Raw genomic sequence first — 13,713 nt, forward strand, 5'->3', positions numbered from 1 at the left:
TTAGTGATATGCTTTTTTGTCGATTAAATATATGGATAGTTGATTTAAATTTTCACATTATGTCTGTATTGCATATCTTAAACCCTTGTTTCACAAACTATAATTATTAAATAAATTTTGATGATAAAAAAGAAATGGGTCGTGACAGATGACCTTCAAAAATCAACTTTCAAAAATTCAAATAATTTCTATCTCACAGGTCTGTTATTGTTATTATTTATCTCCTGTAAATCTACAAAAACTATTACGCCAGAAAGTGTAGTAAAACCTACTGTTGAAAGTGCCGCGCTTGAAGGATATACGCAAAAAGTTCCTGAAACAGAAGTAGCTTTTGAAATGGTAGAAATACCTTCAGGAAGTTTTACTATGGGTAGTCCAGAAAGTGAGGCCAATAGAAAATCTGATGAAGGTCCATTACATCAAGTTGCCTTAGACGGTTTTTATATTGGAAAGTATGAAGTGACTTGGGATGTTTTTGAGCTTTTCTTTAAACAAAATCAAGAGCTTTTTGTTAAGCTAGATAATGAGAAAGTAGTTAAAATTGATGCAATTAGTAGACCAAGTCCACCCTATGAAGATCCTTCTTACGGTATGGGTAAACAAGGTTTTCCGGCCATAAGTATGTCAACATATTCAACACTTGTATTCTGTAAATGGTTGAGTACAGTAACTGGAAAATTTTATAGATTACCTACAGAGGCTGAATGGGAATATGCGGCTAGAGCAGGTAGTACAACAGCATATTCATTTGGTGATTCTTTAGAAGAATTGGATAAGTATGCCGTATACTATAAAAATTCGAATAATAAGTCAGCAAAAGTAGGAACCAAGCTTCCGAATGCTTGGGGTCTTTATGATATGCATGGTAATGTTGCAGAATGGACACTGGATGAATACAAAGCAGATGCTTATGCAAATTCAGAAGAAAAAAATCCTTGGATTACACCAATGGTAATTCATCCGCGTGTAATTAGAGGTGGTTCTTGGGATGATGATCCAGATAAATTACGTTCAGCAGCAAGAACGGCATCTAGTAAAAAGTTGCAAAAAAGAGACCCACAGATTCCTAAAAGTTTCTGGTGGTTTACAGATAGTAATTTTGTTGGTTTCCGTTTGGTTAGTCCAAAAGTGCAGCCCTCACCTGAAGATCAGAAAAAGTTCTGGCAAACAGTTTTAGATGAATAGATTTTTGAATAAAGAAAAAGAATTTATGAAGACGAATCCACGCAGAAAATTTATAAAACAAACATCTAAAACAGTTGCTGCAAGTATGGTGTTCAGTCACCTTCCTGCTTTTTCAAATGCTAATGTTTTAGGGCAACAAAAAATAAAATTAGGCCTAGTGGGCTGCGGCGGTCGTGGTACAGGAGCAATTTTTCAAGCATTAACAGCATCAAAATCGGTGCAGCTTGTGGCCATGGGAGATGTTTTTCAACATGAGCTTGATAATAGTTTTCAAAGAGTGTCTAATGATTTTACATCACAAGTAGATGTACCCCGCGAGCGTCAATTTTTAGGTCTTGAGGCATATAAGCATGTTATAGATGAGTGTGATGCGGTGATTTTAGCTACGCCACCAGGTTTTAGACCTGAACACTTCGAATATGCCATAGCGTCAGGGAAGCATGTGTTTATGGAAAAACCATTGGCAGTTGATGGCCCTGGATATCGAAAAATAATAGAAGTAGGTAAGGCCGCAACAGAGAAGAAATTAAACGTTGTAGTTGGCTTGCAGTCTCGATATGAAATAGCACTTAATGAAATGGTGGCTAAAATTCATGCAGGTGATATTGGAGATGTGCTTTCTATGGATGTGTATTATAATGTTGGTATTGCAACTGTGCACCCAAGAAAACCAAATCAAACTGAATTAGAATATCAAATTAGTAATTGGCATTATTTCAATTGGCTGTGGGGTGGTCAACTTGCTGGGCAAGCGATACACCAAATTGATGTGGTGAATTGGATTAAGCAAGATTACCCAATTAAGGCAAGCGGAATGGGAGGTAGGGCTGTGCTAAATGGTCCTGACCATGGCGAAATATTCGATCATCACTATGTTGAATATGAGTATGCTGATGGTACGAAATTTCATGTACAATGCAGACAAATGGATAATTGTACCAATAGAATGGGCTTTAATATTCAGGGTTCTAAAGCTAGGGCTGATGAACGTTTTCAAATAGTTGATTTAAAAGGGAATTCACTTTGGCGTTACCGTGATAAAGATGATCCATCTTCATCGCAGATTGAACAAGACGTTTTTGTAGGTGCAGTGTTAGGAGATAAGCCCTATGTAAATAATACTGAATATGGTGCAGAAAGTACGATGACCACTATAATGGGAAGAATGGCTATTGAATCTGGCAAGATTATTGAATTAGAAGATGCGAAGGCTTCTAATTTAAGCATTGTGCCTTCAGAGCTCTCTTGGGATATGAAAATGCCCAATGCCCCACTAGAAGATGGTAATTATGTAATTCCGAAACCCGGAATACCAGTTTTGTAAATTAAAAAAGAAAAATGAAAAAAATAGTTCTCATACTTTTAGTTCTTGGTGTAACAATTACAGGGTTTGCCCAAGACTCTTATACTTTGTCAAACAATAGTAAACTTACCATTGATGGTACTTCTACGGTGCATGATTGGACGGTAACTGCGAACACTTTAAAAGGAAGTTTAAAGGCGGATGCAGATTCTCCTAAAGAAATAGATTTCCAAGTTGCGGTTGCTGATATTAAAAGTGAACGTGGTGCTACAATGGATAAAAAAATGCACGCAGCGTTGCAAAAAGATTCGCATCCACAGGTTTTATTCAACTTAATTGAAGTTAAAGATAAATCAACTTTGGTAGGTACATTGACTATTGGCGGGAATTCTCAAAAAGTAGAAATAACTGGAAAACTTGATGTGTCTACTGATAAAATTAGTATAACTGGTGAACATGGTCTAGCACTTAAAGATTATGAAATTGAGCCACCAACTGCCATGTTTGGCCAAGTGATTGTCGGTCCAGATGTGACGGTAAAGTTTAATTTAGTTTTTACGAAAGAATGAATTCAATTTATAAATTATTTGTTTTAGCAGTATTGTTTACGAGCTGTTCAAAAACAAAGAACATACCAGCAATTGTCATCTCTGAAACAGCAGGTTTTGAACGTCAATTAGAATATATAAATGCTAACGTTGATTTAGGTCGTGAGTTATCTGAGAATGAAAGCTTGATGATTACAAATGTTGAGGATGGTTCTGTGATTTCGACTGATAAGGTGAATTTAATTCAGAATGATAAACAATTTGAATATACTATTGTATTTCCAGTAGCAATCGCAGCTAATCAAACCAAAAAGTTTAGTGTAAGTATTCAAGAGAAAAAACCAAGTTCTCAAACCAATCAACTGAAACTTTCAGAAGATAATCTTGCTGTTGAGAATGAATTTTATAAAGCTACTTTTAGTAGCGAAGATGATAAACGAGGTGGTCAAGTAAACGGTATTCAATTGAAAAATTTTGATAATCAATTATTGAAAAGAGGCCATATTGCGATGCATTGGGCGCCTAATTTTTCAAAAACTAGCTCAGATTATTATTTCAATTTAGAAGATTTAAAAGCAGGTTCGAAAAACCTTGTGAAGAATGAATCATATCGGGTGGTAAAAGAACGATCAGGTGTAACTGATAGCGTTCCTGAAATTAAAATTGAAGGTAGATATGAATTTTATGCTGACTTGCCTTATTTTTTATTTGAGTCTACCATGACTGTTGAACAAGAGGTGGAACTAAATCTGTTACGCAATGACGAAATGACTATGGATAGTCTTTATACGCACCTTATATATGCTCAGAAAGATGGTTCAGTAGCACAATTAAATATGTATTCAGATGAGTTGAACGTTTTAGAAGAGGATCATATGGCTGATGATACAAAATGGTTGGCTTTTTATAATGCAGAAAAAGGCTATGGTTTTGGTTCAATTCGTTTGAGCTATGATAATACAAATGTAGATGGCAAGCCCTCGCCAGTGCATAATCCCTATACTAAGATAACTAGGTCTTCAAATAATGGTAGATATTGGAATCGTGTTTTATCAGATACAATTCAAACATTTCCTATAGGTAGTAAATACTATGAGAAAAATGCATATTTAGTTTTCTCGGTAGATCCAGATAATCCAGAAAAGGAAATTTTACATTATTACAACTGTTTACAAAATCCGCTAAAGGTTGAAGTATTGCCAGGTTAGACTAGCTATTTCTTCTCAAGTTATTTTAAAATTCACTACATTAAAGGGAACAATAGAAGGTTAAATCTTTTCTAGATATTCATAAATAGTCAATTTTAGTGTTGAATATTTATGTAATTGACAATTAAGTGTCGTCTTTTAGCAAAATAAAGGAAATTTCAGAACACTGAGAAGTATAGCTTTGTACAACTTATTTAAATTGTATGAAAAAAATCGTTGCTTTAGTAACCATTTTGGGTGTCTTAATTTTACTGATTTATTCGATTAATTCAGGAGTTTTTAATTCAGCTGAAGACTCCTATGCAAATATTGAACTTCCAGAGCAAGTCGATTACAATTTTCATATAAAGCCAATATTATCAGATAACTGTTATACCTGTCACGGCCCCGATGCTAATAAACGAAAGGCGAAGTTAAGGCTTGATACAGAAGAGGCTGCATTTAAAGAATTAAAAGAAAGTCCAGGTCAACATGCTTTTGTCTCGGGAAATCCAAATAAAAGTAAGGCGTATCAACTTATAATTACAGATGATAATGACAAGATAATGCCTCCGGCTGATTCAAAGTTGAGTCTGAATTCATATGAAAAGAGATTAATAGAAAAATGGATTGATCAGGGAGCTAAATTTGAAAAGCACTGGGCATATCTTCCTCCTAAGAAAAAAGAGATTCCTAAAATAGAGGCTGCAGAGTGGGTGCAAAATGAAATTGACGGCTTTATTCTTAAAAAGCTTAATGAGAAGGGAATTGAGCCTTCTGAAAGAGCAGGAAAGGAAATATTGATAAGGCGTATTAGTTTAGACCTAACTGGTCTTCCTCCTAAATTAGAACAGACAAAAGAACTATTAGCATTACCTGAAGAAGAAATAATTTCGAAAGCTGTTGACCTATTTTTTGCTTCACCAGCGTATGGTGAACGCATGACACAAACTTGGTTAGATGTGGCGCGGTATGCAGATTCTCATGGCTATCAAGATGATAGTTATAGAACAATGTGGCCCTGGCGTGATTGGGTCATACATGCTTTCAATGAGAATTTACCCTATGATGAATTTTTGACCTGGCAGTTAGCTGGCGATTTACTGCCTGATGCAAACTTAGAACAAATATTGGCCACTGGTTTTAATAGAAATCACCCCATAACACAAGAGGGTGGTGTGATTCAAGAAGAATACCGAACCAATTATGTTTTGGATCGGACCAATACCCTAGGTAAGGGAATTCTAGGGCTTACCTTAGAATGTGCTCGTTGCCATGATCATAAATACGATGCATTATCGCAAGAGAACTATTTTGAATTCTTTTCATTTTTCAATCAGGTAAATGAAAAAGGCTTGCAAATGGATGCCGTACAGGCAAAGAATAGAAAGTTTTTTGCGGATCCCCCTTATCTTACATTGACAGAGAAAGAGGTGAGTGGTGTGCTTGATTTTGTCAATTTAGATGAAGGCGAGCAGGTAAATGTGATGGTGATGAATGATTCAGCACCTAGAACAGCATTTATTTTAAATAGGGGAGAGTATGATCAACCTGCAGATTCGGTGCTACCCAATGCACCTGAAATCATATATCCTTTTTCAGAAGAACTGCCAAAAAACAGATTAGGTTTAGCAAAGTGGATAGTAGATAAAAACAATCCATTAACCGCTCGGGTTTTTGTAAATAGAGTTTGGGCCATGCTTTTCGGTACTGGAATTGTGGAGACTTCAGAAGATTTTGGAGTGCAAGGTAGTTTGCCCACTCATCCAGAACTTTTAGATTGGCTCGCGGTAGATTTTATGGAGCATAACTGGGACATTCAGTATTTGTTAAAAAAAATAATGCTATCAGCTACCTATCAGCAGCAATCTATTTTGAGACCCGATTTAGAACTGTCAGATCCTGAAAATAAGTTCTTAGCAAGAGCCTCGCGATTTAGAATGAGTGGTGAAATGATTCGTGATTATATTTTAGCAACAAGTGGTTTGTTGAATACCGAAGTAGGTGGGCCAAGTGTTAGGCCTTATCAGCCTGATGGTCTATGGGCTGAAACCAATGCTGGTGAAAATAGGGGAGTCTTAACACGGTATGTTCAGGATCAAGGCGAAGACCTATATCGACGATCATTGTATACGCTCTGGAAACGGACATTGCCCCCACCAACAATGACAATTTTTGATGCACCTAATCGTGACTTTTGCGAAGTTAGAAGACAAAAAACCAATACACCACTGCAAGCACTAGCCCTACAAAACGATATACAGGTTTTAGAAGCAGCTCGAGTTTTGGCACAGCGTTCGCTTGTTGAAAAAGAAGATAATCCAGAGGTGGTGAAAGAGTTGTTTCAGCGAATATTAGTTCGTTCGCCCAAAGAAGAAGAATTGTTGACTTTGAACAAATATTATTATGATGCCGTTGAGGTCTATACAAATGATTTAGAGGATGCTGAAAAATTAGCATCATTGGGCGAATATGAGCAATTAAAAGTTGACCCAGCAAAAACAGCTGCCTTGATGTTAACTGCTCAGGTAATTTATAATTTAGATGAAACCATAACCAAAGAATAGATTATGAAGAAGGATAAAAACAAATCTGAAGATCCATTAAAAGTTAACCGGCGACATTTTTTTTCGCAATTGAGTGTTGGTGTGGGCTCATTGGCCTTGGGTTCGTTGTTGATTCCAGATTTATTTAAGGGGTCAACTGACAATATTTTATCACAACCTTTGGGTATTCCACATTATGCGCCCAAAGCGAAAAGAGTTATCTATTTATTTCAAGCGGGTGCACCATCTCAGTTCGAAACATTTGACTATAAACCAGTTTTGCGTGAACGTATGGGTGAAGATTTACCCGATTCAATTAGAAATGGTCAGCGATTAACAGGTATGACTTCGGGGCAAGATAAGTTTCCCCTCATGCCGCCTAAAGTTGGTTTCAAACAACACGGTGAAAGTCAAACTTGGATTAGTGATTTCTTTCCACATATAGCAAAAATAGCAGATGAAATTACTGTGGTGCGAAGTATGCATACAGAAGCTATAAATCATGACCCTGCCATCACATTTTTTCAAACCGGAAGTCAAATATCAGGCAGACCAAGTATGGGTTCTTGGATGAGTTATGGTTTAGGAAGTGAAAACAAGAATTTACCCTCATTTGTTGTGCTAACCTCGCGTGGTAAGGGAAATAGCCAAGGCTTGTATTCAAAATTATGGTCAAGCGGATTTTTAGATTCTAAACATCAAGGGGTGCTTTTGCGTTCTGGGAAAGATCCAGTACTCTATTTAAATGATCCAGACGGACTGTCGCGTTCTGATAAACGTCATTTATTAGATCATGTATCTTCATTGAATAAACTGCATCATGTAGATACTGGTGATGATGAAATAGAATCTCGAATTGCACAATATGAAATGGCGTATCGCATGCAAATGTCGGTGCCTGATGTGATGGATATTTCTAAAGAACCTCAATCAATAATAGATTTGTACGGTGAAGATTGTCAAGTGCCTGGTACATATGCCGCAAATGCGTTACAGGCACGTAGACTGGCAGAAAATGGTGTGCGATTTATACAATTGTACCATCAAGGTTGGGATCAGCATGGTAATTTACATAACGAAATGAAAGGTCAAGCTAAAGACGTAGATCAAGCTTCAGCAGCTCTTATTTTAGATTTAAAACAACGCGGTATGTTAGATGATACCTTAGTAGTATGGGGCGGAGAATTTGGCAGAAGTAACTACGCTCAAGGTAAGTTTGATCCTGAAAATTATGGTAGAGATCATCACCCAAGAGCCTTTAGTATTTGGATGGCTGGTGGCGGAATTAAACCCGGACTCAATTATGGTCAAACAGATGATTTTGGTTATAATGTAGTAGAAAATCCTGTTCACATAAATGATTTTCACGCCACATTAATGCACACAATGGGTGTTAATCATGAACAACTTATATACAAATATCAAGGGCGGCGTTTTCGTTTGACTGATGTTGCAGGTAATGTTATTAAAGATCTTTTAGCATAACTAATGATAGATTTCGCTAAGAATAAATGGGTTGATTATGTCATTTTTGGCCTTTCGCTGTTTCTGATTTTTTGTTTGATTTTTGATTCATATATCGTACTACCACGACTAGTAGCATGGGTTGGTCGATGGCATCCTCTGGTGTTACATTTTCCAATAGTGCTCTTATCTATTTGTGTTTTCTTAGGATTAGCTAATAAGAAAATACCAAATCTATTGTTTACAGTAACGGTGCTTTTAACATTGATAACAGCCATTTCTGGTTTTTTTCTTGGGAAGGAATCAGGCGTAAAAGGTGATTTGTTACAGTGGCATCAATGGTTAGGTGGGGCATTGGCATTGTCAGCAGCATTCTGGTTTTGGTTGGATGGCATTACAATCAATAATCAAATTATTCTTAAAGTTATACAAGTTGTTATCATTGGTTTTGTGTTGTTTACTGGTCATTATGGTGGAATGGTTACGCATGGTGAAGATTTCTTAGCGCTACCTATAGAGAAAAGGCAAGAGAAAATTCCAGAAAATCCATTGATTTATAAGGATGTTGTAAGTCGAATATTAGATGATAAATGTGTCTCATGTCATAATCCGAATAAGAAAAAAGGTGAATTGTTATTAACATCTTTAGACGGAATTATGGCTGGAGGTGAAGTAGGGAATACTGTTATACCGGGAAATGTAGATGAAAGTGAATTTATTAAAAGATTGCATTTGTCATTAGAAGATGAAGAACATATGCCTCCTGAAGGCAAAAAGCAATTAAATTCTAATGAAATTCAAATCCTAGAGCGTTGGATAGCATTGGGGGCTTCAGATACTTTAAGATTTGAACAATTGCCAAAATCAGAATCACTTGCAGGTTTAATAACTGGTCTAATGCAGCCTGATCGAGCAGAGAAATGGAAAAAATTGCCTGAAATAGCTGATAGTACCTTGCAAAATATTTCGTCAGATTATTTGACCATCCGCCGAATTGCGAGTAATGTAAATGCATTAAGTGTTGATGTGTTTAAACCACCAACATATGACGCTAGCTTAGTTACGAATTTAAAACGCGTGGCAGAAAATATAGTTGAACTTGATTTAAGCAGTCTGCCATTGTCAATGGAAGAAATGGAGTTTGTAGCAACTTGTAAAAACCTTGAAAGGTTAGAAATTGACAAAACTCCTGTAGGTGATGCTGAAATTTTAGTACTAAATACACTTAGCAGTTTAAATTTTTTAAAAGTTTTTGAAACAAACATAACAGATAAAAGCTTAGAATCACTTTCAAGCTTACCTAGCTTGAAAAGCCTTTATATAGGGAGAAGTGCGTTTACAAAAGGGGCAATAAATAATCTTAAAATTGAAAATCCAGCCATCTATATAAGTGATGGAATTGACCAAGAAGTAGAAACTTTTTTTATAGCTAAAGATTCGGTGCCGAAAATCTAGAATTTTTACTAAATTTGCACCCACATTTGAAAAATGGTGGCATAGCTCAGCTGGATAGAGCACCTGCCTTCTAAGCAGGCGGTCCTAGGTTCGAATCCTAGTGCCATCACTTCACTCAAGAAACCATCCGCCTCTTAGTGGATGGTTCTTTAGTTTTATACAAAGATTGAACTTGTTCAAAATCTTTTTATAAAACTAAAAACAAATACGAAAGTATATTGTTTCTTATTTGCAAAGGAGATTGCTGTTAGGATATATAATCCTAGTGCCATCACTTAATAAACAAAAAAACCGTTCAATTTATGAACGGTTTTTTTATGCTTTACTTTTTAGATGCTATAATGCAGAATAGCAATCTTTGTGTATTAATTATGCAAACCTTTACTTCTGAGAAAGTTTATTAATAATTCTGGTCTGTCGGTTTGAATAATATCAACATTATTGTCAATATACCATTGATAGATATTAATGTTTATTGCAGCTTTCTCATCATCATGACCGCCGTTTAATAATTTACTTAACCGCCTTGCGTAATTTGTCAAGAAATTCAGGTACTCGGGCATATGCATCATAATTATCTTCATCACCAATCATCGGTAGCGTTTCAATAGGCACGTAGCCCCTATAGTTGGATGCACGAATAATTTCGACCAGTTTATTCAAGTCAATTTCACTACCCTTTCTGTCTTTTAGTAATTCTTTCACTTGCCAATTCACAGCATGTGGAATTACTCGTTTAATGTCGTCATACGGATCCGAAGTCAAAAAATAACCAGTATCGACAATTGTACCCAACCAATCAGATTGAACCATGTTTAAAATTTTTAAAACTTCATCAGCACTTTTTAGCATGCCTCCATGATTTTGTACCCCTACAAATACACCATGTTTTTCACCATGTTCTGCACATTCAGCTAATGCATCCGACATCCAGCTTGCCGTTTCTTCCCAAGTATGTTCTTTAGGCTGCGTACCTGCAAAGACACGCAAAACCGGGGCACCCATTTGTGCTGCTGCTTCAATCCATCGTTTAGCTAAGGCTATATCAGCATTTCTTTTAACTTTATCTGCCGATGCAAAATCGTTTCTAATTCCTGTACCACTAATTGCGAGACCTAGTTGAAAAGCTCTTCGTTTAAATTCGTTTATAAATTTGGTTTTTGGCACTTCTGGATAGCCAGGAAAAAAATATCCTGTTGGGTCTACAGCATCGAAGTCTAGTCGGGCACACTCATCTAACATATCAAAAAGGCTCATCCCACCTTCTTCGCCATTTATATGCTTGTATAGTGGTACGTTATATGACCATGCATTAAGGCTTAATTTGATTTTGGCATTTGAAGCAGCTGAATGAATTTTTTTTGATTCGTTTGTGTTTTGAGATGGTACATTTTCTAAGGTCATGCCAATGGGCAGAATGGCGGCATTTTTAAGAAATTTTCTTCGCGTATTAGATTTCATGATTAGATTGGTTTCGTGTTTTTATTTTCTACTGCTTTATGAATATTTATATTTGAATAAAGCTCAATTTACTTATCGCATAATAAGTCGGTGAGAGTTTTTGAGCCGACTAAACTATTATCTTCAAGATGTGAAGGAAGATTATTTAAAAATATGGAAAAACAGCTTGAAAAACAATTGTTAAGAGTATAACTATTTTTTGTATTAAACGCTTAAAATAAGCACTATATCAGTGAAATTTCTTCTGATTTTTTAGTATTTTAATTGTGCAATTAATAAGTGTATTTTGAATGTAAAACTCAAAATGTACTTTAATAAAACTATGTCATGATATTACGTAAACCAGCTTTTGCTTTACTCTTTTTATTTTTTACTTTTTCAACGTATTCACAAGAAATTTCTAAAGATGAGCTTGTTTTTTTGACTCCTGAATGGAAAGGGGAGCGTACCGAAAATGGTCGTCCGTATGTGTCAGATGATATTTTAAAACGAATGAAAGGGGTTACTCTCGAAGAAGCTTGGTCGGTATTGAAAGGTGCAAATTTTAAATACCAATATGCGGAAGATTGGCATACTATAAATCCGGATAGTGTTTTAGTTGGGAGAGCGGTAACCGCCATTTTTATGCCAGGTAGACCAGATATTCATAGGGTTATTGATGAAAGAGGTCATAACGAAGATGGCCGTATAAAATCTCAAAATGCTTGGACTATTGATATGCTAATTAAGGGCGATGTTTATGTTGTTGATCAATTTGGTGCACATGTAGATGGCCCCACCATAGGTGATAATTTAGGTAACTCAATTTTTGCTAAGACTGGTAACGGTATTGTTTATGATGGCGCTATAAGAGACATTGATGGCTTAAAGGAAATTGGTTCATTTACATCATTCTTTCGAACGTATCATCCTTCACATCATCTGAATAATCCTGATGGTGATTTGAATACAACTTTGGTAGGTATTAATACTCCAACACGAATAGGTATGGCGACAGTGATGCCAGGTGATGTAGTTCTCGGACGAGATGGTGGTGTTATATTTATTCCACCGCATTTAGCAGAAAAAGTTGTAAAAACTTCTGAAGTAGTTCGTCTACGTGATATGTTTGGCCATTTGCGATTGCGTGAGCAAAAATATACACCCGGTCAAATTGACACTAGATGGTCCGATGAAATCGAAAAAGATTTTTCGCAATGGCTGAATGCTCATATAGACGAACTTCCAGTTTCAAAAGAGCAAATCAAAGAATTGCTTAAAACACGAACTTGGTAAATAGTTCCTTTTTATTTAAAAAAAGGAACGTTTTTATCAGCATATTTTCGCATCCCTTCTTCATTAATTTCAACGCCAATTCCTGGTTTTTCAGAAAGAGTAATAAAACCATTTTCTACCATGGGGCCGTCATAACTTACGATTTCTTTGAATTTAGGATCTTTGTGGAAATATATCTGCCATTCCAAGATCATAAAGTTAGGAACCGAAGCACATACATGACAAGAAGCCATGGCGCCTAAATATGAAGCCACCATGTGCGGAGCAAATGGCACGTAATACAAGTTAGCCAGATTTGCAATGCGTTGACCTTCGCCTAGACCTCCTGCTTTTTGAAGATCGGGCATGATAGCATCAACTGCTCCTGCCTCTAATAATGGTCTGAAACCATGAGCTAAATAGTGATTTTCGCCAGCACAAATTGGCGTGCTGGTCGACTCAGTAATCTTTTTATAGGCTTCTACATTTTCTGCAGGAATTGGCTCTTCCAACCACATCATGTTTAAAGGTTCTAATACTTTTGCAACCCGTTCACCAGAAGTAGTATCATATTTACCATGCATATCAGCACAGAGGTCAATGTTAGGGCCAACTGCTTCTCGAGCAGCCGCCATTTGATCATACATTCGTTGCACTTCAGCAGGGCTGGCTGTCCAGTTATAGTGGTCATATTTGTTTGGATCATTGGCTTGGTCTAAATCAAATTTAACAGCAGTGAATCCCATATCTACAGCTTCTTTTGCCGAAGCAGCAAAATCTGCAGGAGTAGGAAGTCGATTTTGATATAATGCGGTATCCATGTATACCCTAATTTTATCTCTAAATTTTCCTCCTAATAATTGGTATACTGGAAGACCTAGTGCTTTGCCAGCCAAATCCCATAGAGCAGTTTCAATAGCAGTTAAAACCGCAATATACATTCCTGCTTGCGCGCCTTCGAAAAAACCTCTGCGTCGTAAATCTTCAAAAAGGCGGTTAACATTAAGTGGACTTTTTCCTTTTAAGCGATCACCAAATATTTTTACTAAATGATAGGTTCCAGGGGTTGCATCTACACCTTCACCATGACCTACAATATCTTGATTTGAATAAATTTTTACAAAAAGACTATGACCTCCACGAATATATCCACATTTTACATCTGTTATTTTTAAATCTTTCGGGGCAGATAATTTTGATGTTGTGTCAATAGCATTTACATACTCGCTGCCATAATTAATTAATGGCATAGCTGATAGAGCAGCAGTAGCGCCAGCTTTTGTTAAAAAATCTCTTCTTGAATTTTTCAT

General features: G+C 36.3%; 11 protein-coding genes and 1 tRNA gene. 9 read left to right on the plus strand and 3 right to left on the minus strand.

Annotated features, from left to right (window positions below):
- Positions 1-120 precede the first annotated feature (120 nt).
- The 8 genes from JQC67_RS06310 to JQC67_RS06345 all read left to right on the plus strand — a co-directional run bounded on the left by JQC67_RS06310 (position 121) and on the right by JQC67_RS06345 (position 9,797).
- Complete coding sequence (locus JQC67_RS06310; RefSeq protein WP_203251986.1) at positions 121-1,185, plus strand: formylglycine-generating enzyme family protein; 1,065 nt, start codon at positions 121-123, stop codon at positions 1,183-1,185.
- A complete protein-coding gene (locus JQC67_RS06315) occupies positions 1,178-2,509 on the plus strand; it encodes a Gfo/Idh/MocA family protein (RefSeq protein WP_203251987.1) in 1,332 nt (443 codons plus the stop codon). Before JQC67_RS06310 ends, JQC67_RS06315 begins: the two co-directional genes overlap by 8 nt.
- A gap of 14 nt (positions 2,510-2,523) precedes the next feature.
- Positions 2,524-3,057: a YceI family protein gene (locus JQC67_RS06320; RefSeq protein ID WP_203251988.1), complete on the plus strand. Its 534-nt coding sequence runs from the start codon at positions 2,524-2,526 to the stop codon at positions 3,055-3,057.
- Positions 3,054-4,244, plus strand: a complete 1,191-nt coding sequence (locus JQC67_RS06325; RefSeq protein WP_203251989.1) for a hypothetical protein — start codon at positions 3,054-3,056, stop codon at positions 4,242-4,244. Before JQC67_RS06320 ends, JQC67_RS06325 begins: the two co-directional genes overlap by 4 nt.
- Before the next feature lie 203 nt (positions 4,245-4,447).
- A complete protein-coding gene (locus tag JQC67_RS06330) occupies positions 4,448-6,790 on the plus strand; it encodes a PSD1 and planctomycete cytochrome C domain-containing protein (protein ID WP_203251990.1) in 2,343 nt (780 codons plus the stop codon).
- A gap of 3 nt (positions 6,791-6,793) precedes the next feature.
- Positions 6,794-8,254 (plus strand): DUF1501 domain-containing protein, encoded by a 1,461-nt coding sequence (locus tag JQC67_RS06335; protein WP_203251991.1) that lies wholly within the window; start codon positions 6,794-6,796, stop codon positions 8,252-8,254.
- 3 nt (positions 8,255-8,257) lie between these two features.
- Complete coding sequence (locus tag JQC67_RS06340; RefSeq protein ID WP_203251992.1) at positions 8,258-9,688, plus strand: c-type cytochrome domain-containing protein; 1,431 nt, start codon at positions 8,258-8,260, stop codon at positions 9,686-9,688.
- Between the two features lie 35 nt (positions 9,689-9,723).
- Positions 9,724-9,797, plus strand: a tRNA-Arg gene (locus JQC67_RS06345).
- 256 nt (positions 9,798-10,053) lie between these two features.
- Here the strand turns inward: JQC67_RS06345 and JQC67_RS06350 are convergent.
- On the minus strand, positions 10,054-10,272 hold the full coding sequence (locus JQC67_RS06350) for a hypothetical protein (protein ID WP_203253205.1): 219 nt from the start codon (positions 10,270-10,272) through the stop codon (positions 10,054-10,056).
- The gene (locus JQC67_RS06355; protein ID WP_203251993.1) at positions 10,202-11,149 is read right to left on the minus strand and encodes a sugar phosphate isomerase/epimerase family protein; all 948 of its coding nucleotides are present in this window, start codon (positions 11,147-11,149) and stop codon (positions 10,202-10,204) included. Before JQC67_RS06355 ends, JQC67_RS06350 begins: the two co-directional genes overlap by 71 nt.
- Positions 11,150-11,476: 327 nt before the next feature.
- Here JQC67_RS06355 and JQC67_RS06360 point away from each other — a divergent pair, with 327 nt between their 5' ends.
- Complete coding sequence (locus JQC67_RS06360; protein ID WP_203251994.1) at positions 11,477-12,424, plus strand: RraA family protein; 948 nt, start codon at positions 11,477-11,479, stop codon at positions 12,422-12,424.
- Positions 12,425-12,435: 11 nt separating this feature from the next.
- Here the strand turns inward: JQC67_RS06360 and JQC67_RS06365 are convergent, their stop codons facing one another.
- Entirely contained in the window at positions 12,436-13,713 is a 1,278-nt protein-coding gene (locus JQC67_RS06365) for a mandelate racemase/muconate lactonizing enzyme family protein (protein WP_203251995.1), read from the minus strand.

It is taken from the genome of Aurantibacter crassamenti (assembly GCF_016811105.1).
GTDB lineage: Bacteria > Bacteroidota > Bacteroidia > Flavobacteriales > Flavobacteriaceae > Aurantibacter_A > Aurantibacter_A crassamenti.